The organism is Sphingobacterium sp. JB170, assembly GCF_900163865.1.
Classification (GTDB): Bacteria; Bacteroidota; Bacteroidia; order Sphingobacteriales; family Sphingobacteriaceae; genus Sphingobacterium.
Window position 1 is genome coordinate 366,287 of record NZ_FUKU01000013.1, and the last position, 23,431, is coordinate 389,717.

The 23,431-nt window shown below is 53.9% G+C and carries 29 protein-coding genes; 3 read left to right on the plus strand and 26 right to left on the minus strand.

Annotation, left to right across the window (positions count from 1 at the left end):
* Window positions 1-5: 5 nt before the first annotated feature.
* Genes FM107_RS03025 through FM107_RS03035 form a run of 3 tightly spaced genes read right to left on the minus strand, consistent with a single transcriptional unit; the run spans window position 6 to window position 3,115 of the window.
* Window positions 6-593, minus strand: a complete 588-nt coding sequence (locus FM107_RS03025) for a M23 family metallopeptidase (protein WP_143559407.1) — start codon at window positions 591-593, stop codon at window positions 6-8.
* Between the two features lie 23 nt (window positions 594-616).
* Window positions 617-1,045 carry a hypothetical protein gene (locus FM107_RS03030; protein ID WP_086947030.1) on the minus strand — a complete coding sequence of 143 codons (429 nt, stop codon included), beginning with the start codon at window positions 1,043-1,045 and terminating at the stop codon, window positions 617-619.
* A gap of 30 nt (window positions 1,046-1,075) precedes the next feature.
* A complete protein-coding gene (locus FM107_RS03035; protein WP_086947031.1) occupies window positions 1,076-3,115 on the minus strand; it encodes a TraM recognition domain-containing protein in 2,040 nt (679 codons plus the stop codon).
* A gap of 183 nt (window positions 3,116-3,298) precedes the next feature.
* On the opposite strand from FM107_RS03035, the gene FM107_RS03040 reads away from it, so the two are divergent.
* The 3 genes from FM107_RS03040 to FM107_RS03050 all read left to right on the plus strand — a co-directional run bounded on the left by FM107_RS03040 (window position 3,299) and on the right by FM107_RS03050 (window position 5,714).
* Window positions 3,299-4,000, plus strand: a complete 702-nt coding sequence (locus FM107_RS03040; protein ID WP_086947032.1) for a porin family protein — start codon at window positions 3,299-3,301, stop codon at window positions 3,998-4,000.
* Window positions 4,001-4,120: 120 nt separating this feature from the next.
* Window positions 4,121-4,462, plus strand: coding sequence for a YciI family protein (locus FM107_RS03045; RefSeq protein ID WP_086947200.1), 342 nt, complete (start codon window positions 4,121-4,123; stop codon window positions 4,460-4,462).
* Entirely contained in the window at window positions 4,455-5,714 is a 1,260-nt protein-coding gene (locus tag FM107_RS03050) for an RNA polymerase sigma factor (RefSeq protein ID WP_256959303.1), read from the plus strand. Before FM107_RS03045 ends, FM107_RS03050 begins: the two co-directional genes overlap by 8 nt.
* 23 nt (window positions 5,715-5,737) lie before the next feature.
* Here the strand turns inward: FM107_RS03050 and FM107_RS03055 are convergent, their stop codons facing one another.
* The 23 genes from FM107_RS03055 to FM107_RS03170 all read right to left on the minus strand — a co-directional run bounded on the left by FM107_RS03055 (window position 5,738) and on the right by FM107_RS03170 (window position 23,426).
* Window positions 5,738-7,282 (minus strand): Fic family protein, encoded by a 1,545-nt coding sequence (locus FM107_RS03055; RefSeq protein ID WP_086947034.1) that lies wholly within the window; start codon window positions 7,280-7,282, stop codon window positions 5,738-5,740.
* Window positions 7,283-7,389: 107 nt separating this feature from the next.
* Window positions 7,390-7,821 (minus strand): hypothetical protein, encoded by a 432-nt coding sequence (locus tag FM107_RS03060; RefSeq protein WP_086947035.1) that lies wholly within the window; start codon window positions 7,819-7,821, stop codon window positions 7,390-7,392.
* Between the two features lie 110 nt (window positions 7,822-7,931).
* Window positions 7,932-8,360: a hypothetical protein gene (locus FM107_RS03065; RefSeq protein ID WP_143559408.1), complete on the minus strand. Its 429-nt coding sequence runs from the start codon at window positions 8,358-8,360 to the stop codon at window positions 7,932-7,934.
* A 28-nt stretch (window positions 8,361-8,388) separates the two neighbouring features.
* Window positions 8,389-9,228 carry a conjugative transposon protein TraN gene (traN, locus tag FM107_RS03070; RefSeq protein WP_086947037.1) on the minus strand — a complete coding sequence of 280 codons (840 nt, stop codon included), beginning with the start codon at window positions 9,226-9,228 and terminating at the stop codon, window positions 8,389-8,391.
* An 18-nt stretch (window positions 9,229-9,246) separates the two neighbouring features.
* Window positions 9,247-10,446, minus strand: coding sequence for a conjugative transposon protein TraM (locus FM107_RS03075; RefSeq protein WP_086947038.1), 1,200 nt, complete (start codon window positions 10,444-10,446; stop codon window positions 9,247-9,249).
* A complete protein-coding gene (locus FM107_RS03080) occupies window positions 10,443-10,877 on the minus strand; it encodes a hypothetical protein (RefSeq protein ID WP_086947039.1) in 435 nt (144 codons plus the stop codon). The genes FM107_RS03075 and FM107_RS03080 overlap by 4 nt, the downstream gene beginning before the upstream one ends.
* Window positions 10,855-11,475 (minus strand): conjugative transposon protein TraK, encoded by a 621-nt coding sequence (gene traK / locus FM107_RS03085; RefSeq protein ID WP_086947040.1) that lies wholly within the window; start codon window positions 11,473-11,475, stop codon window positions 10,855-10,857. The genes FM107_RS03080 and traK overlap by 23 nt, the downstream gene beginning before the upstream one ends.
* Window positions 11,476-11,486: 11 nt before the next feature.
* On the minus strand, window positions 11,487-12,629 hold the full coding sequence (locus FM107_RS03090) for a plasmid transfer protein (protein WP_086947041.1): 1,143 nt from the start codon (window positions 12,627-12,629) through the stop codon (window positions 11,487-11,489).
* A 10-nt stretch (window positions 12,630-12,639) separates the two neighbouring features.
* The gene (locus FM107_RS03095; protein WP_143559409.1) at window positions 12,640-13,422 is read right to left on the minus strand and encodes a hypothetical protein; all 783 of its coding nucleotides are present in this window, start codon (window positions 13,420-13,422) and stop codon (window positions 12,640-12,642) included.
* A 4-nt stretch (window positions 13,423-13,426) separates the two neighbouring features.
* Window positions 13,427-14,104, minus strand: a complete 678-nt coding sequence (locus tag FM107_RS03100) for a hypothetical protein (RefSeq protein WP_086947043.1) — start codon at window positions 14,102-14,104, stop codon at window positions 13,427-13,429.
* Complete coding sequence (locus FM107_RS03105) at window positions 14,101-14,760, minus strand: hypothetical protein (RefSeq protein WP_086947044.1); 660 nt, start codon at window positions 14,758-14,760, stop codon at window positions 14,101-14,103. Before FM107_RS03105 ends, FM107_RS03100 begins: the two co-directional genes overlap by 4 nt.
* Window positions 14,757-15,419: a hypothetical protein gene (locus FM107_RS03110; RefSeq protein WP_086947045.1), complete on the minus strand. Its 663-nt coding sequence runs from the start codon at window positions 15,417-15,419 to the stop codon at window positions 14,757-14,759. The genes FM107_RS03105 and FM107_RS03110 overlap by 4 nt, the downstream gene beginning before the upstream one ends.
* Before the next feature lie 109 nt (window positions 15,420-15,528).
* Entirely contained in the window at window positions 15,529-18,027 is a 2,499-nt protein-coding gene (locus FM107_RS03115) for a TraG family conjugative transposon ATPase (protein ID WP_086947046.1), read from the minus strand.
* On the minus strand, window positions 18,008-18,307 hold the full coding sequence (locus tag FM107_RS03120) for a DUF4133 domain-containing protein (protein WP_086947047.1): 300 nt from the start codon (window positions 18,305-18,307) through the stop codon (window positions 18,008-18,010). The genes FM107_RS03115 and FM107_RS03120 overlap by 20 nt, the downstream gene beginning before the upstream one ends.
* Window positions 18,307-18,621, minus strand: coding sequence for a DUF4134 domain-containing protein (locus FM107_RS03125; RefSeq protein WP_086947048.1), 315 nt, complete (start codon window positions 18,619-18,621; stop codon window positions 18,307-18,309). The genes FM107_RS03120 and FM107_RS03125 overlap by 1 nt, the downstream gene beginning before the upstream one ends.
* Before the next feature lie 37 nt (window positions 18,622-18,658).
* The gene (locus tag FM107_RS03130) at window positions 18,659-18,970 is read right to left on the minus strand and encodes a DUF4134 family protein (protein WP_086947201.1); all 312 of its coding nucleotides are present in this window, start codon (window positions 18,968-18,970) and stop codon (window positions 18,659-18,661) included.
* A 4-nt stretch (window positions 18,971-18,974) separates the two neighbouring features.
* On the minus strand, window positions 18,975-19,346 hold the full coding sequence (locus tag FM107_RS03135) for a hypothetical protein (protein ID WP_086947049.1): 372 nt from the start codon (window positions 19,344-19,346) through the stop codon (window positions 18,975-18,977).
* Complete coding sequence (locus FM107_RS03140; RefSeq protein ID WP_086947050.1) at window positions 19,343-19,723, minus strand: hypothetical protein; 381 nt, start codon at window positions 19,721-19,723, stop codon at window positions 19,343-19,345. The genes FM107_RS03135 and FM107_RS03140 overlap by 4 nt, the downstream gene beginning before the upstream one ends.
* Window positions 19,720-20,355, minus strand: a complete 636-nt coding sequence (locus FM107_RS03145) for a ParA family protein (RefSeq protein ID WP_086947051.1) — start codon at window positions 20,353-20,355, stop codon at window positions 19,720-19,722. The genes FM107_RS03140 and FM107_RS03145 overlap by 4 nt, the downstream gene beginning before the upstream one ends.
* Window positions 20,356-20,431: 76 nt before the next feature.
* Complete coding sequence (locus tag FM107_RS03150; protein ID WP_086947052.1) at window positions 20,432-21,655, minus strand: relaxase/mobilization nuclease domain-containing protein; 1,224 nt, start codon at window positions 21,653-21,655, stop codon at window positions 20,432-20,434.
* 15 nt (window positions 21,656-21,670) lie between these two features.
* The gene (mobC, locus tag FM107_RS03155) at window positions 21,671-22,102 is read right to left on the minus strand and encodes a plasmid mobilization relaxosome protein MobC (protein ID WP_143559410.1); all 432 of its coding nucleotides are present in this window, start codon (window positions 22,100-22,102) and stop codon (window positions 21,671-21,673) included.
* 554 nt (window positions 22,103-22,656) lie between these two features.
* On the minus strand, window positions 22,657-22,791 hold the full coding sequence (locus FM107_RS19885; RefSeq protein WP_256959304.1) for a hypothetical protein: 135 nt from the start codon (window positions 22,789-22,791) through the stop codon (window positions 22,657-22,659).
* Window positions 22,792-23,111: 320 nt separating this feature from the next.
* Window positions 23,112-23,426, minus strand: a complete 315-nt coding sequence (locus FM107_RS03170; protein ID WP_086947056.1) for a hypothetical protein — start codon at window positions 23,424-23,426, stop codon at window positions 23,112-23,114.
* Window positions 23,427-23,431 lie beyond the last annotated feature (5 nt).

Genomic DNA, 23,431 nt, shown 5'->3' on the forward strand with positions numbered 1-23,431 from the left:
AATGATTAGTGTTCGTTATCGATCTGTTGGATAAGTCCATGCAAAAACTTCCATGGGTTGATGTAGGTGCCGCCAGCGTGTATGCTGAAATGCAGGTGCTCGCCCGTGGCCCGACCTGATCTGCCGGTCCTGCCGATAGGATATCCTGCGGTAAGCTGCTGTCCCGGTACCACGATGATGCGCGAGAGGTGACCGTAGACGCTCAGCACATCGCCGTGGTCGATGCGCACGAAATTGCCCAGGTTCCTGTGGTAGCCGGTTTCGGCCACCGTCCCGTCCATGATGTTGCGCACTGCCTGCCCACGTGCGGCAAGGTCGATGCCGTTGTGGAAGTCGGGCATGCCGGTTATGGGGTGTTTCCGCCAGCCGAACGGTGAGGTGATCCGGTATTCTTCCAGTGGCAGGCTAATGCCGGGCGCGGATGGTATGGGTTTAGGTACGGCAGGTATCGATGCATGGAACGTCGCGGACACAGGAAGATCCGTCAATGTTGGTTTGGGTATTACAGGATAAAGTGCGATGCTCTTGATGGTATGGGTCTGTGCGACCTGTCCGTGCGATGGGAGCATCAAGGCCAATATCGCGAGCAGCATTCCGGTGCGTGGGATCAGCCGGGTCACCTTCCCAGTCCTTTCTCCCAAAGGGCATCCCTGTCCTGCGGGAGGGTCAGTTCCAGCCTGCTGGACAGGGGCATGGTGGCGAAGCGCAGGGTCTGCTCGTTTGCCAGTGCCATGCCGAGGGCCTCGTGCTGCTGGCGCGGGGTTCCGTTCTCGAGCAACATACTGATGCGGAGCAGGGTCTTGAAATCTTGGGCTTCCATGTGCCGTAAGGCCTCCATCATGTCGCGGTACAGCTCGTTATGCGGCTTGAGTACCAGCAGTGCATCGCTGGCATAGAGCGACCGGCGTGCATCGGCAAAGCTGACCTCTATGACTTCATTGTCATAGCTTACGTGGGAAATCGTTCCGAGGTGCCCCTGCCTGTCCGCAGGGTCTGTGGTCAGCATGGGATGCACCAGCACGGGTTTTCCTATCAAATTTTCCATAATGTTTTTTATTAAGATGAATTGATTGATCTACTGCCTGAAACCCGGCCGCATGGATCCAGTGCGTGCTGGCTGCGGGCGTGGAGGTGTCGGCGGCCTGAACCCGGAAACGATGTCCATGACCTCGGCATTGATCCGATAAAAATTCTGCAAAAGGACTTCGTCCTTCCGTCCACCAAAATCATAGAACACGGGCAGTTCCCGGTAGGCTTCTTCCTCGGCCTTGATGGCCCCGAGGTCAAGGTCGATACGGCAGTTGACGGCCGAAGTCTCGAACTGTCCGGTGTATTCCTCCACAGCATCCGAGGCGAGGATGCCGACCATTTCGCCCGCTTTGAGCGATGCGATCTTGCCCGCAGGGATGAGCGGTTCGAGTTTTTCGTTTATCGACAGGGATGTTTTTGTCCGGTCGATGGATAGGCTTTCGCCCATCTGTTTTACTTTCCCGAAAAGACGTTCCATCCATTCGAGCCCGTCCTTATCGCGGATCGATCCGCTGAGGATGTTCCCGACGATGGAGGTGATCGTATCCGCTGTTTCCTTGCCGTACTGCTGCCGGAACATGGTCAGTCCCTGAACCCCCAAAATGGCACTGACGCGGTTACTTCTGGCCTGTGAGATGATGTTTTCGACCTTATACAGGTATAAAGTCGGCGCTTCGTCGACCACCAGACCGACCGGGATATTGCCCCTTGTGTTGATCAGTTTGGTGATCCGGTTGATGACCACCGAATAGGATGCGGAGTTGGTGCTCTGCGTATTCGGGTTGCTGGCCAGTATAAGGATGGACGGCGCTTGGGGGTTGCTGATCTTGAGGTCGAAGTCGTCACCGGAGAACACCCAGAAGGTTTCCTTGGTGGCCAGCCTGCTGATAAATATCTTGAGCGTACCGACCTGTCCCTCGAGCTGGTCAAATGCCCGTGCCTTGTATGCGGTCATGAAGGGTGAAAGCAGGGATTCGAGTTCCTTGTTACTGAACAGCACCGTAAATATTTCTTCGTAGGAGCGGTTGAGGAATGCCAGTACGTGCGGAAAGCTGGAATATTTGCCACCGTCGTGCTTGCTGAAAAAGTAAATACATGCCGCTAAGAAGTTAACGGCCGACTGCGTGAAAAACTGATCGCTCCCGGACGCCTTGTCTCCTTTTTTCATTGCTTCCACCAAGGCCTCGGCGGTTTCCGATGCCTCGGCCAGGGTCTGCAGGTAGTCGCTCCGCCAAGGGTTGATGCGCCTGCTCTTCTCCGGCTCGTTCAGGTTGATGACATGGAATTGGTAGCCTTTCAGTTTACCCTGTTGTTTGCCGAGCAGGTAATGGTAATAGGTGACCTGACCAAGATCCGGGAACTTGAAATCGAATACGCAGAGCGTCCATTCGAGGGCCACGAGCTGGCGCAGGATCGGCATAAAGACCGAGAAGCTCTTGCCCGATCCGGGTGTCCCGATCACGAGGAGGCCACGAAATAAGTTCTCCAGCACGATAAAACCCTTGCGTACCTTTTTTTTATAATAAAAGAGCATGGGGATGTTGACCGCATAGGGCGTGATCCGCGGTTTGGTGGGCTGCATGAAGGATTCCTCTTCGACGTTCCACTTATCCTTGCCGAGTTTGGAGCTGATGATCTTGGATATATTGTCCATGGCGACGTGCAGGAGCAATGTTCCTCCCAGCGTGCATGCTATGTAGCCCAGATCGTACCAGCTGGTGTAGGGCAATGGCGAGGTTCCGGATCTGCCGTAAAACCAGAGGCTTGTGGCCAGGAGCATCAAGCCTGCTACCAATGGGTAGGTAATGGCATTCCTTGGATTAAGGTCTTTCTGCTTGCGGCTGAGCGTACCGATGGACACGAGGCAGATCAGGATCAGGGTAAAGAGCTTGCTGTGGATCGGGTAATGATATATGGGTATCCGTGCCATACGCACCAGAAAATGCGAGAAGCCGTAGCGTTCGCCTGTTTGACTTGCCACGAGATTTTCGGCATAGACGAACATTAGGATGTCGAGTGCTACGGACAGGTATATGCCGAATTGCAGGAAGCGGTGCATCGCCTGCTGTTCTTTGCTTTCTTCCATAAGTCTTAGCGTTTAAAAGTTGGAAGGCTGCCTTACGGCAGTTTTCCATAAATAATCTGTTTTTTTAGCGGTTAGCTGTGGATGGTAATTCAGTTTGAATACATTATTATTGGTTCTGGCTGTAGCATTTCCGATATTTGTGCCGTTTCCTTATTAAAATAGCCAGTTCACTAAAATTTTGTTATGCACCAAAACACTTTACCAATTGCAGCATTGCTTTTTGTCGTGACCATTTTCGTCCATACGACAGCCGCCCAAACAAAAGTTGGCGTCCGGGCCGGAATGAACCTATCGGGTGTCCATCTGGTTGATGAGCAGGGCGACAAGCAGGAAACGGGAATGATACCACGTTTTCAGATCGGCCTCACGGTGGATATTCCCATTGCTACGGATTTTTACATACAACCAGCCGCCCTATACTCCGGAAAAGGGTTCAAGCAGGACGGAGGCTGGTTAGCCTCATCCGACAGCGAATTCAAAGCAACTGCTTCCTATGTTGAAGTGCCTGTTAATGTGCTTTATAAGCCTCAAATAGGAAATGGTAACCTGATTGTCGGGGCGGGACCCTATGTTGCATACGGAACCGGTGGCAAATGGGAAGCGGATCAGGGGCAGGTTGCCATTGGTGACATCATGATTGAACCCCATGGCGATGTCATCTTCAAAAACGACGTCGCCGACGGTGAATTTGGTAATTATCTATATGGTAAACCATGGGACTTTGGTGTCAATTTCCTTGCGGGATACGAATTCCTGCGCAAATTTTCGGTGCAATTCAATGCCCAATTCGGGGTTTCAAATCTCCGGCCCGATGTCGGTGAGGCAAAACCTGACGGGAAGCTCAGGAATACCGTGTATGGTATTTCCGTTGGATATAAACTGTAACCGTATTTTCTTTCGTGACCTACTATTTTAAGACTGATACGCTCTGATAAAAAACACGAGCTTTGTCCCCGTTTTGAAATGTCAATCGTTATTAGGGCAAACAATAAAATTTTAAAAATCATGAAAGAATTTGCGTTAATTTTTAGACTGAAAGACATTGCCGGTTTCCAGCCATCGCCAGAGCAGATGCAGGAACGAATGAATTGGTTGGCAGGTATTGCTTCCCAAAACAGATTGGTTGATAAAGGTAACACGCTTTTGCCCTTTGCAGGAAGTGCCAAAACCGTTGAATCTGATAACATCGTAACAGATGGCCCCTATACCGAAATCAAGGAGTTTATCAGTGGTTATATCGTTGTAAAAGCCGATACCATTAATGAAGCGGTAGAGATGGCAAAAGGAAACCCGATTTTTAAAATTGGTGGGAGTATTGAGGTAAGAGAAGTTTTAAAACGTGACTAATATATTGGATAACCCATCACATATCGATATTTTACCTCACCTATTCCGACAGGAATATGCAAAAATGACGGCTGTTCTATGCCGTCATTTTGGCTTGCAGCATATTGAAATAGCCGAAGATATTGCAAGCGATACATTTTTAAAAGCATCCGAACATTGGGCTGTCAACGGAATACCTGAAAACCCGACCGCATGGCTTTATACAGTTGCCAAAAACAAAATCAAAGATTATTTTAAACATATTTCTCTTTTTGAAACGCAGATCAAGGAAACCATAAAACCAAATGAAGCCGAAACGGAAAAGGATTTTGAGTTTAGCAATCAACATATTTTCGACAGCCAGTTAGCCATGATTTTTGCGGTCTGTAACCCTAAAAATCCGACTGAAGCTCAAATCTGTTTAGCACTTCAAATCCTTTGCGGTTTTAGTGTAGAAGAAATCGCCAATGCCTTTGTTGCAAAACAGGAGACAATTAAAAAACGACTGCACAGGGCAAGAACCAGTCTCCGAAACGATAATTTTCAAATTAAGAATTTAGGCGATACGGAAATAAAATCAAGATTAGACACCGTTTTAAAGACGCTGTATTTATTGTTTAACGAGGGGTATTTTTCTAAAACCAACAATCAGCAAGTTAGAAAAGAACTTTGTTCCGAAGCTGTACAGCTCACATTGCTATTAACAGAAAGCCCATTGACAAACCTGCCGAAAACCAACGCTTTACTTGCCTTAATGTGTTTTCAAAGCTCACGATTGGAAGCAAGAACAAACGGTAAAGGCGAGGCCGTCTTGTTTGACGAGCAGGATAGAAGTTTGTGGGATAAATCCCTTATCCAAAGAGGAAATTACTATTTAGTAAATGCTACGAATGGGAATGAAATCTCAAAATACCATTTGGAAGCAGGTATTGCGTATTGGCACGCTACACCTACAGACGAAAACAAATGGCAGCATATTCTACAGCTTTACAATCAGCTTATTCTCATCGAGTATTCGCCAATAACGGCATTGAACAGAACATTTGCCTTTGCTAAAGTATATGGACATGAAAGAGCCATTCCCGAAGCCGAAAAACTAAATTTGGCGGACAGTAATTACTATCATGAACTTGTAGGTTACCTATATGCGGATACGGATATTTACAAAGCAATTTATCACTACCGACAAGCCTTTAAACTGACAAAATCCAAGACTGAGAAACAAACCTTAGCAAAGGAAATCGAACGACTAAAAAACCAAAACAGCAGGTAACATCGAATCCACTGCAAGAAATTTTAACGCCGGATGCCCCGGCCATTATCCTGTCCGTCATCATCGGGTTCCCACGGATTGCGTTGTGGAGCCTCTGGAATTCGGAGGATGTGTTCGTCGCCTTCCCTGAAAGCATTGCTGGCTTCGAGTACCCGTTGCATGGCATCCATGTCCTCGCCGGTGATGGTGGCGCTGAACCGCTGTGCCCTTTGGAGCATGCGGATAAAGGTATCCGGCTCGTTCCTGCGCGTGAGCTGGCGGAGCGCGCCGAGGTAGTCCTCCCGGAAAACGGTTGGTATAATGATCTTCGTCTGGCCTGCGGCGGTCAGTTCGGCGTTCATCATGACCCTTGCGAGCCTGCCGTTTCCGTCCAGAAAAGGATGCACCTCGCTGACCATGAACATCATGTAGGCCGCCTTCGCAAAGGGGTGGTTAAGGGCGCGATAGAAATCAAAGCCCCTGATGAGTGTACCCCTGACGAGCGTATGGTCGACGAATTCGGTATCGCCCGCACGGTTATTTCTGTCCTTGAATTCGCCGGGGTTCTTGGTCGGCCTGGCGACCATCAGCGTCCTGTGACGGTAGCGCAGTATTTCCAGCAATTGCCCGGCATCTTCGGGTGTGATGGACATTTCCTGCCGGTTGGCCACGATCTGGTAGGTACCGAGCACGTCGTGGGAGTCCTCGTCCCTTGCGGGCAGGGGCTTTCCGGTCTCGATGATCCGCAGGGCTTCCTGCACATCAAAGCGTGTCCCCTCAATGAAGTTGGAGAAATAGGCCTCGTAGAAGGCGAAGTTACGGAACGCCCTTGCCGTGTCGTTCGCATCGGGCAGACCGGCAAATTCGCGCTGCTGGAGCTGGACGAAAAGTTGTTCGAAGACCTCCAGCCTTGCGGGATCGTAGGGGTGGCCGAAAGCGCGGGCGATGGTGACCGGGGATTTGAGGATATTGGTGGGTTTGGTGGACAGGATTGCCCCGACCATGCGGTCGAGCTTTCCGAATTCCTTTTCCATGCCGAGCGTCCCGGAGATAAGCCTTGCCCGGTCACGCAGTTCGTTGAGTCCTTCCTCGCCCTTGACGCGCACGATCTGGTCGAGCTTTTCCTCGATTTCGGGCAACGGCAGGGTCTTGGACTGGCCTCCGACCTTACGGGATTCCTGCAGGTTTTCCAGCAGGGCACGTTCCTGGCCGGAAACATAGAGGCCATCGGTAAACAAGTTGTCGCTCCCCGTCGCTCCCGGCCCGCGCATGATGTTGAGGGCAATGCCCGGCAGTTCCACTTTGCGGTTGTGTGTATGCGTAAGGAAAATATCCCCGGTCTGGCTGGGCCTGTATTCCAATGCCGAGCGGTGGCTGAGCAGGATGCCGGGATACAGCTGTCCGATGATCCTGAACAGGTTGCGCCGTACAATCTCCGCAGGGTCTTCCTCCAGATTGGGTGTATATACCCTGGGAGCTATCTTTTTCAGCTTGCGTGATTTTTCCAGCTTGCCTATCGTCCTGCTGACCTCGGGGTTGCTCGATGAGAATATGACCTCCTGCAGGTGAAGTGGGATGTCCTTGTCCATGGTGCGGGGTTTTACAAATTTTTCGCCTTAATTATCTGATCCGGTTGCTTTAACACAAATTTTTCGGATTAATTTAGTCAAATATACAAATTTTTCGGATTAGTAAGCTAAATACCCCTGCCGGGTTGCTGTTGCCGGTCGAGCCGGTCGATCTGGAATTCGATCCAATCCTCCACGCTGAATACGATCGCCCGTGAAATTTTGGCGTGCGTCATCGCCCAATCGAGTGCCTCCTGCTGGCGTTCCGGCTGCCCGGTTGCATGGAGCTGGTACATTTCCAGGATATCCACGACTTCCGAAGCGTCCATATCCATCTCGTATACATCCGTTCGCAATTTATCCACTACGATTTCCGGTGGCACGAGCATCAGCAGGGCATCGGTACTGTAGAGGCCGATCATCTGGTTCCTGAACCTGACATAGGCCGAACAGTCTTCATAAAGGACGTGGCTGATCGTTGCCAGATGCCCCTGCATATTCACGGGATCGGTGGTCAGGTCGGGATGCACCATGACTGTTGTTCCTACAAGTTCTTCCATGTAAATCTGTTTTAATAATGGTAAGGCTACCTTCCATATTTGGTTTATTTAACTTGGGGTAGGGCGATTTTTCCCTCTTTTATATATGCGACTTAAATGCTGATAGTTTATTAAAACCTTCTACCGGATCTCTGTTGTGCGCCGAACCTGTTTACCCGGCCTTCTGCCAAATCCCTGACGCTGCAAACAATTGCTTCGGAAAGCTTGTCGTGGCTAACTGCCCAATCAAGTGCCATCTTTTGGGCTTCCGGAAGCCCGGTAGCGTGAAGTTGGTACATCTCAAAAACATCGATGGCATCCGGAATTTGCAAGTCCATTTTGTCCGGATTACGTAGCCTATCTACGACGATGTCTGCGGGAATCAACATGAGGAGGAGGTCTGTGGGGTAAAAGCCGATTTCGCTTTTTTCGAATTTGACACAGGCGGCACGATAGTCATCAAAAATCCGGGTAATTTTTCCCGTGTATCCCTGCATTTCCATGGGATCCTGTAGCATGTCAGGTTGCACCATGACTGTTGTCCCAATCAAGTCTTTCATAATCATCTGATTAAAGGGGTAAAAAGCATTAGAAGCTATCCGCATTGAGGATATCGCCGTACCTGATCTTGAGAGTGATTGTCCTGCCCGATATCTGCTTTTCGGAGAGTTCTACGTTCAGCACCTTGCTGGAGGGGAACGTCGCTTTTTTCAGGACGTATATATTGCGGTAGCTTTTCCTGAACGATCCGTGCGGATAGAGCTGCCAGATCGGTTTGATCTCGATGGATTGCACGTTGGTGGCCTTGGTGATCTTTTTGTCCTCGATCTTGAAGCGCAGCTCGTCGATGTCGTAGGACAGGTTGGTGCTGTTTCGATAGGTGATATCCAGCAGCACGAGGTTGCCAACGGTGTAAACGCTGTTCAGTTCGGCGCGGATCCCGTAGGTGCTTGCCTTGCGGATGGGGACGGGTCTGCGCCTGGAGAGCAGGGATAGCGCATGGCTGCGGAGTTCGGGTGTGGTCAGCTCCACGGGTGTATGGATCGGCCTGGTATGGTGTGGCAGGATATCGAAACCTGTAGCGAGCCCAGCCTCCGGTGCACCGTCGATCAGGTGCAGGTTGTACTGTGCGATGAAGTCCTCGCCGATGACGGTGACGACCCCCAGATTGTGCGAATGCAGGCCCGTGGCCTGTGCGGTGTCAGGCACCCACTTTAGCCGCAGTACGTTCGGCTCGGCCAGGTCGCCCACGACCTCATGGGTGGATATGTCGACGTAACGGATGGGCTGGGGCGATATCAGGTGCAGCGAACTACGGCTGTCAAGCATGATATCGGGGAGTTCTTCCCGGTAGGTTCCGGCGTTCTCCTGTGCGTTCAACTGTATTCCTGCGAGTAGCAGGGTTAGGATAATCAATAGATTCTTCATGATAATGCGAGGGATTTGTTAGTAACTCTTTTGGTTAGTCTGTAATTGTTCGGGATCGATCAGGTACACCAGTGTGTTGTACTTGATCTTGGCCTTGTTCTGCCGGATCATTTTATTGACCGCGGTGGTGGTCGACTGAAACATCTTCTGCACCATGCTCATGACCAGCTGGCTGTTGTTTTCGGCAGCCTGCTGGAGGGTAACCCCCTGGCTGGCATTGCCGCCCAGCTCCTTGGTGAATTCACGGAAAGCGGATGCCGGAACGTACAGCCCCTGTAAGCCGTCGTGGTCGTAGACCTCCAGGCGGACGGGAAGGATGTGCTGGCCGTTCATGATGGAGGTCACGGTCAGGTTGACGCGCTGGCCGGTAAAGCCCGAAATCTGGGCATAGATATAGGTGCCCTTCCTGATGAGGAAGCTCCCTGCCATCATATCCTCGAGCAGGCGTATGCGCAGGCGCGATCCGGCGTATCCCTTGATGTCCTGGTCGACGATAGCGGTGATGAAGGTTTCCTCGCTTTCGGGTCTTATGGTATTGAATACGGCAGCACTGCCCGAGGTTTTTGTGACAGCGAGACGGGTCTGTTCGGCCTGTTGCCCGGCGAGCTGCTGAACCTGCTTGAGGCGCTGCTGCTCGGCACGGTATTCGGGGTCATTGGCCTTGCCCATGCTGTCGAGCAGTTCCATCTGCTGGCGAAAGAGCGCCATGGGATCGGGTTGGGGTGGCTGGGACTGTGCAGCTGGCGGTGAGGTCGGCTGCCGGTTGATGCCTGCAAGTGCCTCCCGTAATGCCCTGTCGTGCGGGTCTGGCGTGCCATTGCCGCCCTGCCGGTCGGTTGCATCGGGGAAAACTCCCGGCTGCGTACCGCCATAGCGTCCTTTCATGGCGCGGTCGATGGAGTCGAGCTTGCGGCGTTCGTGTTCGTTATACAGGGTACCCGGCACCTCGACCGTTGCCTGTTCGTCCTGGAGGCTGCCGATGGCGGTATAGCCATCTGCCTGCCTGTACTGGTTACGGTAAGCGTCGAGCTTGTCGGACAGGGCGCGGTCGCGTACCTGGTCGGAGACCCCGGCCAGATCGGCCTGCAGGGAGTCCCTTCCTGCCTGTGGGGGTTGCTCCTTACCGAAGCTGCTCTTGTATACATAGAAGAATATGCACAGGAATGGCAGCAGGATGAGCGGTATGACGTACCGCGGTTTTTTGAAATCTATGTTCATGGCGCTGGATTTGTTTTCTTATTGTTCATAATGGACCGCTGGATCAGTTCGAAGCGCTGGAGGGCATCGGTGAGCAGGATGCTGTCGGCCGCGCTGAGCGTGTCCTTTTGGACGATCGCCGTAATGACCTGCTGGAGGTCTGCGACCTCGCGGATGGCCGAATAGGTATCGATGATCCCCGTCACTCCGGCCCCTGCACCGCTGGAAGGCGGTGGTGAGAATGCCGGGAGCTTATGTGGCGTACCGACACGCATGACGGTGAAGGCGAGGATGCCCGAGCCGAGCATACAGGCGACCATCACGCCGAAGAAATGGATGGGATAGCGCTCCACCAGCCTGCGGAAGGATGTTCCGGTGCGCCTGATACGTTCGCGCAGTCCTTCCCATGCACGGGCATCGGAAGCGGGGTCAGAAGGTGTTTTTCTGTACATGTTGGATGTCTTTGTTTTCTATTGTTTTCCACCGCGTGATGAGTACGGCGTGCGGGTTGTTGTCCGAGCGTATCTCCAGGTCATTGAGATAGCCCTCGGTGACGAGCGAACGGGTGATGGCGGAGCTGCGCCTGTCGATCTTCTGGGTACCGTAATAGCGGAAATAGCGCTGTGCCATGTCGATTTGTATGCTGTCGGTACGCAGGGTCAGTACGGCACTGGAGGACAGGATGGAGTTGAAAAAACCCTTTTCCTTGAGGTTGTTGTACTGGAGTGCCCCGCTCTCGTCGATGAGGTACATGGCCTGCTTCATCTGGTATTCCATGAACCTGTCGTCCGGGGTGAGCGAGAAGAAGAGGCTGTGGAACCGCCCCACGTGGGATCGGTATTCGGCCTCGCGGTTCATCTGCACGTCGGTCTGCCTTGCGGACATGGGCACGTTCGCGGCATCCATGATGTAAATGCTTTTTCTTGCATCGGCGACCTGCCGGTAGGCAAAGAAGGATACGCCGATGACCATGAGGACGGCCGCGATCAGGCATCCCGCCGAGAGAAAAGTGGCGAGCCGCACCTTGGTTTCTATGTTCTTGATGATCATTGCTGTTTGTTTTACTTCATTCCCTTGGTTAATATCTTGCCCATCATGCGCGACATGCCGCCTGCGCCCCTTCCCATGGTGGATGCTGCCGATGAGATGCCGGAGGTGGAGATGATCCACGTGCTGATGCTCGGTACGGTCAGCATGGTAAGTGCCCCGATGACAAAGGTTCCGATGACCATCCCGAAGGACAGCACGCCGTTCCCGGCGAACCATGCCAGCTTCTCCATGTCCGGCCCTGCGGTACCGACCAGTTCCTGATAGCGCGATATCTCGGCTTCCATGGCATACTGCTGGAAGAGCGATGCGACGTACATCACTAGGTAGGCGATCCCGGAGTACAGGTTGACCGATATGAAACGTGCGGTCCAGGTGCTGAAACTATCCCGGAAGGCGGGCAGGATGCTTGCCGCCACGGAAAACGGGCCAAGGATGATCAGGACGGTCGAGTAGATGATCTGTATGATGAATACGATGTAGACGCAGATCCGGAGCAGCCAGACGGCGAGGGTCTCCAGCAGGGAGGTCATCATCAGCTGTAGCCCGACCTGTAGTCGGTTACGTACCTGCACGACCGAATTCCATACATCCGAAAAGCCTTCCTTGACGGTAGAGGTGACCGATTCCCATGCCCTGCCGTACCAGGTGTCTGCCTCGGTCTTGGCGGTCTCGGTCTCCGCCTGTACGGTGAGCAGCTGGTCAGCGATGTCGACCATGAGCTTGGCACGCTGGAGGCGCAGGTTGTTGACCTCGGTCTGGCTGCCGTCGAACATGGCCTCGGTCTTTGCCGCCACGATGTCCGTTGGGTAGGCGACCACCCGGGTGAAGGTCGGCCACCAGAGGATGACCATGACCAGCCCGAACGGTCGCAGCAGGGGCATGATCTCCAGCTGTTTGTCGCCCGCCATCATCTCGTAGGTCTTGATGGCGAAAAAAACGAGCATGAATATGGCACTGAGTGCCTGCGCATCGGCGATGAAGGCGTCATAGTGCGTCCAGATGGTGTTCTTCATCTGGCGCAGGAAGTGCATCATGCCTTCCTCGTATACGCCATTACCCTGCAAAAAATTGAAGGTATCCTTGAAGGAGTCCGGCACGGACACCGGAGCCCCCTGGGCCAGGATGCCTGTTGCTAAGAATGTAGTCAGGTTCATGGGTTAATTTTTAGAGTTTCGATTTGCCGAGTATATCGTCCGCGATCTGGATGTCCGACCTGCCGGGCGGTGCGGCGATGGGCTGCGCGGTTTCCCTGACATTCCTGTTTGTTTTGAACAGGCCCAGGTACAGCGTTGCCCGCTGTTTCTTGGTTTCCCAGGTCGATAGCAGGGAGCGGTACTCGCCGAGCATGCGGTGGTAGGCCATGATGCGGGATCCGCGTTCGATATTGGTCGTCCTAACCCCCTGGAGCCGCTCGGCAAGTGCGGAAGCCTCCCCAGTGTACCAGTCCAGCATACCGGTACCGGCCAGGTATTCCCTGACCTCGGCAGTAGTTCCGTCCAAGGGATCGGTACCCTGGGTGAGCGGGCGGAACTCGTTACGGTAATAGAGCTGCCAGAGCGGGTCGGCGGCGGATACCGCTCCGGCATGTCCGGCCATTTCGGTCAGGGCGGTATTGCGGAGCGTATCGGCATGTTTCTTATAGGCCTCTTCGGTGTTCTTCATGGCTGCCACCAGGAGCAGGCGCTGGCTCTGGGGGCCTGCTGCGCTGAGCGGCCTGAGGTCGGTCCTCGGGTAATTGGGATGCCATGCCCAGGTCAGCCAATAATTGGGATTGAGTCCGAGAAAGCCACTGGTGGGCGTGAATTTCTTTCTGTCCCACTGCTTGAACACCATGCGCTCCTGCTGGTTGACAATATGCTTGTCGGTTTGGTATTTGACGGTTTGCGCCATGCCCTGCATCAAAGAAAGCAGGGCGATGACGTGCCAAAGGATAAGTTTCAGTATCATGTCTTTAGTCTTTTAGGATTTTTACCTTGTGGATGATGTCGTCCACCATGCGCCTGTCCTGATTGATGTACTGGCCATAGGGGTTGATGCTCCGGAGTATGCCGCGGAGCTTTGCGTAATACATGGAGCGGTGCATGCTGTAGGCCAGCGCCCGCATGACGCGGAGTTCAAGGACGATCTTGCGTAGCAGGGCATCGCGTTTTTCGTAGTCCATCAGTACGTTCTGCCCCTCCTTCAGCACGAATTCGGATACCTCGCTGGCGAGGTTCACGCCACGATTTTTCATGTGGCGGGCCACGTCCTCGGCGAAGAGCAACAGGTAGGGGGCGTCTTTTGCGGTCTGCACCATGAGGTTGCATTCATGGATAATTTCGGTGCCGATCTGTCCGATCTGGCGGACGGTAAGCCCGGTGCGCAGGGCCTGGTCGACCTCGGTGAGCCCCCGGTGGATCATGTCCTGCACCAGCACCACGGAGCTGACATTGAGGTTGATGTCGTCCAGCCTGTCCTTAATGGTACTGAGATAGCTGCCGTGGGTAACCTCGGCAGCCGAGCGTACGGCGGCATTCTCGCCGACGATGGCCAGGTGCTTGCTGTCGTAGACGATGGTGACGTAGCTCTGTCCGTGGCACAGCGTAGCAAGCAGCAGTAGGTATGCCGTTAGAAAAATGGTTCTGTTCATTGCCTGATCTGTTTGATTTTGGAAAGGATGTTTTCGACCAGCTGTCTGTCGCGGTTGATGTACTCGCCGAAAGGGTTCATGGATTCGAGCAGGCGTTTCCGGTTGCTGTAATACATATTGGCAGCAAGCCCGCGGGAGGTTCCGGCGATGCGCCTGAGTTCGGTTAGTACGTGCCCAAACAGCAGTTTGCGGTCGGAAGCCTTCATCTGGTTGATGTCCCCGATACTGATGGCCAGTGCGTAGAGGTACTGGCTGAGCCGGTACGCCCTGTCGGCAAGGTCTGCTTCGGTCTGATAGGCCATCGCGATAAGCAGCGGATCCTGTCCTGCCAGCCTGACGATGGCGGCTTGGTGCTCCACGATCTCCCGGATGATGGGCACCGCCTGCAATCCGATCTGGGTGGCATCGATGGCCAGGCCCAGGGTGTGGAAGCGGCTTTGCAGCGTGCGGTACTTCTGTTTGAGTTCGTCCATTTTGGAACGGTTCACTTCCTCATTGGCGGTGGTGACCGTCTGTCTGTTACGGGCGGTCTTCTGGCGGTCGTTCTCATCCTTGCTGTGCTGCACGAGCTGGTGGAGCAGCTCCACGTTCAGCTGTGCGTTCCCCCTTGGCATCCCTGCCAACAGGAAAAGGGTAGCTATCAGTATCGTCCTCATTGCTTTAAATATTTCGCATTGCGCACAATGTCATCGGCGATGCGCTTGTCCATATTGATGAAGCCCGCATAGGGATTCAGTGAGTTCAGGATGCCCCGTTGTTTTGCCCAATACATGGAGCGGTGCATGCCGTAGGCCACGCCGCGAAGTATGGTCAGTTCGGTAACGATCCGGTTCAGGAGCTTGGCGCGTTCGCCGGAGTCCATGAGGTTCTGCCTGCCACCGACCGTCACAAAGGAGGCGACCTCGGCGGCGAGGTTCGTCGCCCTGGTCTTGAATTCCCTTGCGCCCTGTTCGGCAAAGAGCAGCAGTATGGGGTTGCTCCCGGCGATGTCCATCGCCTTGTTCACGTCCCGGACAATATCGGTACTGATGTCTGCGATATCCTTTACGGCGAGCAGGTTGCGCACCACGGAGGACACTTCGCTGAGCCCTTTGTAGATCTTGTCCTGCAGGTCATTGACGATGACCAGCTGTCCGGTAACGGCCAGTTGCCCCCGCTGGATGAGTGTGAGCTTGTCGTTGGTGGTATTGAGCTGTCCGTTGATCACGGCAGCATGGGCACCCGTGGCCGCTGCGACCGCTGGGTCGATGTAAATCTGGGCATGGAGGTGTATGCCGAAGAGCAGCATGCCCATGAGGATGGCTATTTTTTTCATCGTTTATAATTTGTTTTTTATCTGTGATGAAGCTATCATGACCTTTGTCCTTGACCTGTGTGATTTGAAGGATCATGATGGTTTCATGGCTGGAGATTGGGTAAATGGATTAATCGATGGGTTGCCGACCGGGCGTTATCGGTTGCCCGGCTTTATTGACCCTGGCAACGAATGCACCGAGGGCCAAGCCGCTTGCCTGCATGTCAGAGACAAAGGCACTGAGACCATTCCGGTAATCGCCGTGTGCCCGTACGTAGGTTTCCACGGCACTTTTCTCTGGTTTCTCGGTGGTGTAGCACAGGTACTGGAAGATCGAGACCTCTACGCCATAGACCTCGCCGGTTGTTCCCCTACGGATGTAGACCTCCTTGAACCTGCCACGTCCGTCCCTGTTTTCTAGCTGGTTGATCGTGAAAATCTTGCGGCGTTCTGTCTCAGTGATGGAGAGCAATTTGGCGATGGCATCGTAATTCTCGCGGAATTTCGATTGGTCGAGCAGGCAGATGGTATCCGAGTTGGCAAGGATCGAGTCCTTGACAATGGGGTTTCCGAGGATATCGCCGAGTTCCTGGGTGACCACGATGACCTCCCCCCAGAACTTCCTGACGGTTTTGTAGAGGTACAACAGGTAGGACGCCATGAGCGGAGAGGCTATCGCCTTCCACGCTTCCTCTACGATCAGGGCTTTCCGGCGGTCTTTCCGGTGGCGCATCTTCTGCAGGAATACGTCCATGATGATGAGCGTCACGATGGGAAAAAGCACCTTATTCTCCTTCAGATTGTCTATTTCGAACACAATGAAGCGTTCCGAGAACAGCGAGGCGTCGGCAGCCTCGTTGAGCACGGTGCCGAATTCCTGTCCCGAATGGAACTTGCGCAGGACGTAGCGGTATTCGTCCAGATCGAAGCTGATGGATTCCTGTTCGGTGATATCGCGTATCCTGTCCACCGAGTAGGTGTAGAAGGAGTCGAAGTCGAGCTTTGCCGGTCGCCTTGGGTTCTGCTCGCCCGGGTCGAGCCAGAAATGCTCGTAATAATAGGACGAGAGCACGTTGGATAGCACGGTATCCTCGATCTGGGTAAGCTGACCGTCCGCCCCTTTCCATAGCAGGGCGATCAGCGTTTTCAAAAAGTCCTTTTTTTCGAGGTTGAACTCCTTCTGCGAAATGGCGAAGGGATTCATCGAGATGGGCTTTTCCTCGGTATAGGTGATATACTTTCCGCCGTAATAACTGCACAGCCCGGAGTAGCTGTCGCCGGTATCGACGATGACCACGTCCATGTTGTAGCGGCAGTACTGCTCGACCAGCGCATTCATGAAAAAAGATTTTCCAGATCCCGACGGGCCTAATGTAAATTTTGAGCGGTTATTGATCCTTCCGGTGCGCATGGGCAGGTCTGCCGGGTCAATGCCCACGGGTATGCCCTGCCGGTCGGTGAAGCGGATCAGGAAGTCGGATTCCTCGTCGGTCTGCATGGACTCCTTGAAGAGCAGGCAGATGGCGGCATCCGAGGTGGTCAGGAACCAGTCGTATTTTTTGAGCTCGATGCCGTTGCCCGGGAGTGCCGTGCGGAACAGTTCCAGCTGGTTATAGGCGTTGCGTGAGGGGATGATCCCCTGCTGGAAGAGTGCAGCTTCGATGAAGTTGGCCGCCTTGCCGATCTTATCGCTATCGGCGCAGAGCAGGATATTGAAGTGGGCATTGACGAGCAGCTGGTTCTCCCGCGCTACGTTGACCAGCAATTGATCGATGTCCTCCACGCAGATCATATTGGCCGGATCGGGAACACCCGAATGCCGTTTACGCTTGAGCTCGAGCTTGTTCAGGGTCATCTGCTGGCCGGGTATCTCGATGAGCTGGTTATAGATGATACACCTGTATTCGGGTACGTTGTGCAGGAAGAAGAGGTTATCTACGGGAAAATCCCGTAGGTTTCGGCTGTCCTGCCTTTGGGCGTAGGTGCCGACCGTCTCCGGCAGGTCGATGGTGTCGGTATTGATCAGGCTGATGCTACGCACCGCCCGCTCGCCCATGCCCAGCTCGCTGTCACCGGCGAGCAGGTTGTCCAGCACGATGTTGCTCGAAGCGAAGTCCATCGCCAGCACGCGCGGGACGTAGCCCTGTATCTCCTGCCCGGTAAGGCGGTGCGGGTGCATTCCTGCACCCTGCATCAGGTCATGGAGCTTGTCCATCTGCTGGGCAAAGTCGGCCAGTGCCTTGGGATCGTGGACGTAGAAGGCCCCTTTTTTAACCTGCCGGGTGATGGTCAGGTAGGTGGTGATCGACGTGTATTCCCTGCCGCTGAAATGTCCGTTGTATTTCTGCTGGAGGAATTCGGTAGCCGCTGCCGCCTGATAGGTTTTCCGGGAGAGGATATCCTGTTTCTGGATGATGTGCCCCTCACCGAGGATCTTGATGATGTTGAGCAGTGTACTGTGGTAGGCGGCATAGGGCTCGGGGTCTGCACCGTATTGCGTTACGGGGTTGCGCAGGCGGAATATGGCCGAGAAGTCACCCCGCTCGCCATAGAGCAGGGCCTCCCCGCGGTAATGGTCGATGCCCGCGTAGGGCATCCGGAACGGCGTCTTAGGATGAGTGGTCTGCATAGCTGTCTCTGAGGTTTACGGGATGGATGAATACGCCCTTATGGCGGGTCTTGTCGTGCAGGCCATTCTTCTGGCGGTGGAAGGTATAGGTCAGCCCTCCGGCGATGGCAAGGATGGTGACCAGTCCGCCGAGGTACATGCTGGTCAGTGCACCCGTCAGGCCGCCACCCACAAGGCCCAGGGCAAGGGAGCCGATGCCCCAGCCGATGAACTTGCCCTTGAAACCCCTATATACAAGAGGCTTCTGAAGCCCCTTGTATATGGAGAACCTGCGGATCATCAGACGCCGAAGAAAGCCTTGATGACCACCGATACCAGCACGAGGAATAGGCAGGATCCGCCCCAGCCCATCAGTTCCTTGTTGATGTCCTGGTCGCCCGAGTTCCACTTGATGTAGACCCGGACACCGCCGATGATACCGACCACGGCACCGATGGCGAGCGTCAGCGTGGATACCGGGTCGACGTAGCTGGTCAGCGAAGAGGTCGCTGCGTTGATACCTGTGGTTCCCCCTCCGGTCTGTGCCATCAGGGAGTTTGCCACGGCAACGATGGCCATGGCGGAAGCAAACAGTTTTTTGGTTCTTACTGTCATTGGATTGAAAATTAAAGGGTGTATGGGAAAATGGGAGTTAATTGATCCCGTAGAGGGCTTTGAGGAATGCACCGATAAGGGTCAGGAAGAGGCAGGAAAAGAACCAGCCCATGACCTGTGCATCGATGTGGTGCTGCTTGCCGGACTGCCAGTTGGCATAGATGCGCAGCCCGCCGAGTATGCCCGCGATGGCACCGATGACAAGGACGAGGTCGGAAAGGGAAAAATACCAGCGGTGCATCTCGCCGGAGGCGCGGTAGAATTCGTTGATCCCGGGCTGGGCGATTCCGGGAATGGGCAGGATGGACACCAACAGGGCAATCGCGACCCATGATGGTGGACGCTGCATGGTGTTATGCATAGGATATGTCCCCGGTGTACTCGATGAGGTTGTCCTTGGCCAGATTGAACAACTCTCTGAGCCCGACAGCTCCAGTGGATCGTATCGGGCCGGACAGTCCTTCCGGCTGTGCAGTTGGCGTGGCTGGGGTCCGTGGTGCTGGCTGGGGTTCGGCTTGTGTCGGGAGAGCGGGCGCGGATTCCGGGATCGGATCGTCCGCAGGCACGATGATCTCGGGCCGGACGTCCTCATCGAAGAAGAGCACATCGCCGGAGCTGTCGGCCTTGGGCGGCTTTCGGGAAATGAGCAGGTCGATCAATAGGTTGATGCCATAATAGGCCATGTAGCCCAGGGCGAGGGTAATCAGGAAACTTGTCCAGTTCATGGTGCTGAGTTTTTAAGGGTTTCTTGGATGTGTTCAGCCAGCCAGGGGTGCTGGCCGAGGTATTGGTGCAGGGCGTAGACGATGAAGCGGTTCATGTCGACACCTTTAGCGAGCTTCATGCGCTTGAGCAGGTGCAATGTCCGGGCATCGACCCGGATCATGCTCTTTTCGGAGAGCTCCGGTCGGAAGGCCTCGATAGCTGCAAAGAATGCATCAGCCTTCTGATGCCTGTCGGATACTTTCGGCGGCTTTTTCGGCACTCCCGCCGCCGGGGGATCGGTAATCTTTTTTTCTTTTGCAGGCGGAGGGGACTTGTCCATTTCGCCGGTACGCAGCTTTTCACGCAACTGGTCTGCGAGGGATTTTATTTCGTTCATGTTATTTCCTCCTTTTTGAAATGGGTGGCATAGATCAGGTCGAGCAGCGGAAGGATCGCAGGCAGGACGATGGCGGGTGTGTGCAGGGTATCCACGCGCTGGAAATCGATACGGTCGGTGATGCCCGGGGTTACCCTGCCGAATTTTGCCAGCACCTTGTCGACCTCCTTGCGGGTATCGTAGCGCACGGTTGCCTTGATCCGGTTGGGGACGAAAACGATGGGCGCGCGGTTGTTGATCTTACCGGCGACCATGGCGAAGAGCAGGGTCGAGTCGACCGAGAACTCGTCGTAGTTGAACGGGCAGAGGATCACATCGCCCGAGAGGATGACCGGGATCAGCCCGTCGTCGTCCATCTTGCCGGGCAGATCGATCAGGACGGTCTCACCCGGGTTTCTGGTCAGTACTTCCAGCATCATGGGAAAGTGGGTCAGGTCTACCGCGATGACCTCGTAGGGAGGATCGTTGTCCAGTATTTTCGCCTTTTCGTATTTGGCGGCGACGGACTGCTGGTAGTCCATGTCGAGTACGGTGACCTTGCGCTTGTGCGCAGCGGTGAGGTAATTGGCCAGCAGCAGGGTGAGCGTGCTCTTGCCTGCGCCGCCCTTTTGGTTTCCAATCAATATGACCATAGTGGTGAAGTTTAAGGTGTGGTATTTTCGGGAATTGTTAATTGCCAAAGGCCCTCAAGAGATCGCTCCGCTAAGTTCATCTGGTATTGGTTCGAGCCTTCTGCTTGCGGCGGCGGTTTCGGCCGAGGATGGCCTCGTCGTCGATGTCGTCCGAGATGTTGATGTCAATCGTGGGCAGGACGAAGCCGGGATCGGTGTCGGGATGTATTTGTGGCTGTGGTTCCTGCCTTTGCCCATCATCCGAAATGGCGGTGTCGCCAGATGGCTTATCATCCGGGATGGTATCGTTTTCCCAAAACCTGCCGGATGTTGTTTCCGCGTTTTCGGGGGCGTCCATCTGCTTGGTATTTACATTTTCGGTAGCTGTAAAGCCTGGTTGCTGACCCTCCCTTGTCTGCATGGGTGCGATGAATTCGGCCAGCGGCATAATCTCACCACCCTTGTAGACGGCTTTTCCGGAATGGTCGATCAGCGTGTACCCATAGGGCGGCTTGTCGTCCCTGACATGGAAGAGTACCTGCAATCCTAATTTTTCGTGCAGAAATTTTGCCAGTACCGAGGTATATCCCGCTTCTGAGGCATTCGGTGACGGATCGTGTACTGTACGGTATCTTTCGATGATCGTCCTGATCTGACCGACCCTGCCCTTGTCCTTTTCCCTTGTCTTTATCCGCTCGTCCACTTTGGACGCCTCCAGGCTAGCAAGCTCCCGGCCGTCTTTGCTGATGGCGTATGCCCCGTCCTTCAGCGTCAGTACATAACCCTTTGCTTCCAGTATCATCATGAATTGTGCACGGGTGGAGAAGCTGTAGGCGAGCGCTTTTTGCAGGTGGCCCGTTACGGCCTGTTTTTCGCCCTCGCCCATGACCTGGTTCAGCACCCGGTATGCCCGGAGTTTCTCGTACCTGTCGGATATCTTTTTACCGTCCCTGCCTACGCGTGTGGAGACCACATGAAGATGATTGTTGGCGGTATCCTTATGGTAGATGAGCAGGTAGGGCTGGTCGCCGTAGCCCATGCCGTCCATCCATTGCTGGGCGATGTCCGACAATTCCTCTTTGCTGTGCGCCCGGCCCTTGGTGGAGATAGCGACATGGAACTGCGGATATTTCGTGCGGGTGCTGCGTGCCGATACGGCCTCAAGGTAGTTGATGTAGTCCTGCGGGCGAAGGTCTTCCAGTCCCTGCAGCACTCCGAAGTTCTTGACGAGCAGCAGCTCGCCCCGGTCTTTCTCGACCTTTCCGGTGTTGTACCGGACAGCCTTGAAGGTGGCGGATTTTTTAAGGATCTTGACAATCATCGTATGGTGTTAGGTTTATTTCATTGCCCGGAGCAGCTGGCGGAGTGTCTTTTCGAGTTCGCGCTGGATGCGGATGTAGTCCGTGAACAGTGTATTGAAGTCCGTTGTGACGTCCGAACTTAGCTTACCCTGTCTATTGAGCACATTGGCATGCCTTGCCAGCTGGTTGATGTTGTTGCCTGCCCTGCCCAGCTCGGCACCGACGGCATCGAGTGCGCCGAGCAGTTCTTTTACGTTGACCGTTACGGTGCTGCCAGCACCAAGTACCCGTTTGCGGATGAGTTCCATGCGGTTCATGCCGGAGGTTTTCTGGATGTCGAGCAGAGCCTTGAATTCGTCATCTGTGAGTTTTGCCTTGATGATGCGCGTCCGCTTGCCGGTGAGCATGGGTGGCCTTCCGGCCTTTTTCCTGGGCTTGTCCATGGGCTTAAAAGGGTCTTTGGCCATCGTTTGGGAGAAAAACCAAGTTGCGCAGGTTTTTCCTCCTTTGCCCGAGGCTCCCCATCGGGGTGCCACAGGGCAAAGGCAAGGTGGTTTTCGGGGTACCCGAAAACACAACTTGCAGCTGACAAAACAAAAAGGGGTTTGGGTGGGGTTTTGGCTGCTGACCGGTCGTTTCCACTTGCGGGCGCGGTAGCGGCTGCGGGTGAAAACACCGGGGGCTGTGCGTCGGGCGGCCAAATTTCGTCTTTTTCCCCGAGCTGCCCATTGTTTGGTTTGCCATTCAGCCTATTGCTCGGCTATTTGGCTTGCCCATTGCTTGGCTTGGCAATCCGCCTATCGCTTGGCTATTTAGCTACTTTGTTTGCTTGTTGCTTGACTTGCTAATCCGCCTATCGCTTGGCTATTTGGTTGCTTGGCTTGCTCATTGCTTGGTTTGCCGTTCAGCCTATCACTTGGCTATTTGGTTGCTTGGCTTGCCCATTGTTTGGTTTGCCAATCAGCCTATCGCTTTGCTATTTGGTTACTTGGCTTGTCCATTGCTTGGTTTTGCAGGTTGCCTACCTCCCTCTCGGGTGGGGCGTCTGGGACATATCCCGGCGGTCTTGCAAGTGTTCAAATACGGCATATTCCAACGTATCGACATCGGGGGATAGGTCAGCATTTGCGCCAAACAGTCCGTCCAGGATCTCCATGCACTCGGAGTCATTTAAGGTGTGATCCGCCCGGTAGTTCTGGTTGATGCTATCAACGGCAGGTCTGACGTCATCTATATGCCAGAGGGCGGTAGTACAATATCCCCGCCGCCCAAGTTCCTCTTTAAGTTCATTGTCGGTGTAATTCTCCATTGCTAAAACAAATTTTGATTCTGTAAGATAAATGCACTGTCAGCCTATTGATGGGTTAGTCTATCCGGTAACTGTTTGGCTTGCCGACCGGCAAAATGTCTTATTAATTGGCTACTTTTCTTGCCTATTGCTTGGTTTGCTAATCAGCCTATTGCTTGGCAAATCGGCTACTTGGCTGGTTCTGTCTCCGGCTCATCTTGGGCTGCGTGCATTCCGGTGTCGTGGGGAATGTTATACTTTTTCATTATCCGGACTTGTTCTGCTGTGACCTCGGCAATTATTTTTTTCACCGCTTTCAGCATTTCGCTTCTACCCCGGTTGTAGCCCTTGGCCCAGGTGGGGTAATCGCGGTAACAGTACATTGGATTGAAGGGATTGTGACAACCCGCCGCTATTTTCAGCAGTGTGTCGTACAGGTATCTTGTGGCGAAATAGATGGCGAGGATGAACAGGGCCATCTGCCAGGTGATGATGATTTCCATGGTGT

Excerpts from the sequence above, each read along its gene's own strand:
- FM107_RS03025 (WP_143559407.1), bottom strand. The coding sequence starts at position 593 with ATGCTGCTCGCGATATTGGCCTTGATGCTCCCATCGCACGGACAGGTC.
- FM107_RS03030 (WP_086947030.1), bottom strand. The coding sequence starts at position 1,045 with ATGGAAAATTTGATAGGAAAACCCGTGCTGGTGCATCCCATGCTGACC.
- FM107_RS03035 (WP_086947031.1), bottom strand. The coding sequence starts at position 3,115 with ATGGAAGAAAGCAAAGAACAGCAGGCGATGCACCGCTTCCTGCAATTC.
- FM107_RS03040 (WP_086947032.1), top strand. The coding sequence starts at position 3,299 with ATGCACCAAAACACTTTACCAATTGCAGCATTGCTTTTTGTCGTGACC.
- FM107_RS03045 (WP_086947200.1), top strand. The coding sequence starts at position 4,121 with ATGAAAGAATTTGCGTTAATTTTTAGACTGAAAGACATTGCCGGTTTC.
- FM107_RS03055 (WP_086947034.1), bottom strand. The coding sequence starts at position 7,282 with ATGGACAAGGACATCCCACTTCACCTGCAGGAGGTCATATTCTCATCG.
- FM107_RS03060 (WP_086947035.1), bottom strand. The coding sequence starts at position 7,821 with ATGGAAGAACTTGTAGGAACAACAGTCATGGTGCATCCCGACCTGACC.
- FM107_RS03065 (WP_143559408.1), bottom strand. The coding sequence starts at position 8,360 with ATGAAAGACTTGATTGGGACAACAGTCATGGTGCAACCTGACATGCTA.
- traN (WP_086947037.1), bottom strand. The coding sequence starts at position 9,228 with ATGAAGAATCTATTGATTATCCTAACCCTGCTACTCGCAGGAATACAG.
- FM107_RS03075 (WP_086947038.1), bottom strand. The coding sequence starts at position 10,446 with ATGAACATAGATTTCAAAAAACCGCGGTACGTCATACCGCTCATCCTG.
- FM107_RS03080 (WP_086947039.1), bottom strand. The coding sequence starts at position 10,877 with ATGTACAGAAAAACACCTTCTGACCCCGCTTCCGATGCCCGTGCATGG.
- traK (WP_086947040.1), bottom strand. The coding sequence starts at position 11,475 with ATGATCATCAAGAACATAGAAACCAAGGTGCGGCTCGCCACTTTTCTC.
- FM107_RS03090 (WP_086947041.1), bottom strand. The coding sequence starts at position 12,629 with ATGAACCTGACTACATTCTTAGCAACAGGCATCCTGGCCCAGGGGGCT.
- FM107_RS03095 (WP_143559409.1), bottom strand. The coding sequence starts at position 13,422 with ATGATACTGAAACTTATCCTTTGGCACGTCATCGCCCTGCTTTCTTTG.
- FM107_RS03100 (WP_086947043.1), bottom strand. The coding sequence starts at position 14,104 with ATGAACAGAACCATTTTTCTAACGGCATACCTACTGCTGCTTGCTACG.
- FM107_RS03105 (WP_086947044.1), bottom strand. The coding sequence starts at position 14,760 with ATGAGGACGATACTGATAGCTACCCTTTTCCTGTTGGCAGGGATGCCA.
- FM107_RS03110 (WP_086947045.1), bottom strand. The coding sequence starts at position 15,419 with ATGAAAAAAATAGCCATCCTCATGGGCATGCTGCTCTTCGGCATACAC.
- FM107_RS03115 (WP_086947046.1), bottom strand. The coding sequence starts at position 18,027 with ATGCAGACCACTCATCCTAAGACGCCGTTCCGGATGCCCTACGCGGGC.
- FM107_RS03120 (WP_086947047.1), bottom strand. The coding sequence starts at position 18,307 with ATGATCCGCAGGTTCTCCATATACAAGGGGCTTCAGAAGCCTCTTGTA.
- FM107_RS03125 (WP_086947048.1), bottom strand. The coding sequence starts at position 18,621 with ATGACAGTAAGAACCAAAAAACTGTTTGCTTCCGCCATGGCCATCGTT.
- FM107_RS03130 (WP_086947201.1), bottom strand. The coding sequence starts at position 18,970 with ATGCAGCGTCCACCATCATGGGTCGCGATTGCCCTGTTGGTGTCCATC.
- FM107_RS03135 (WP_086947049.1), bottom strand. The coding sequence starts at position 19,346 with ATGAACTGGACAAGTTTCCTGATTACCCTCGCCCTGGGCTACATGGCC.
- FM107_RS03140 (WP_086947050.1), bottom strand. The coding sequence starts at position 19,723 with ATGAACGAAATAAAATCCCTCGCAGACCAGTTGCGTGAAAAGCTGCGT.
- FM107_RS03145 (WP_086947051.1), bottom strand. The coding sequence starts at position 20,355 with ATGGTCATATTGATTGGAAACCAAAAGGGCGGCGCAGGCAAGAGCACG.
- FM107_RS03150 (WP_086947052.1), bottom strand. The coding sequence starts at position 21,655 with ATGATTGTCAAGATCCTTAAAAAATCCGCCACCTTCAAGGCTGTCCGG.
- mobC (WP_143559410.1), bottom strand. The coding sequence starts at position 22,102 with ATGGCCAAAGACCCTTTTAAGCCCATGGACAAGCCCAGGAAAAAGGCC.
- FM107_RS19885 (WP_256959304.1), bottom strand. The coding sequence starts at position 22,791 with ATGGAGATCCTGGACGGACTGTTTGGCGCAAATGCTGACCTATCCCCC.
- FM107_RS03170 (WP_086947056.1), bottom strand. The coding sequence starts at position 23,426 with ATGGAAATCATCATCACCTGGCAGATGGCCCTGTTCATCCTCGCCATC.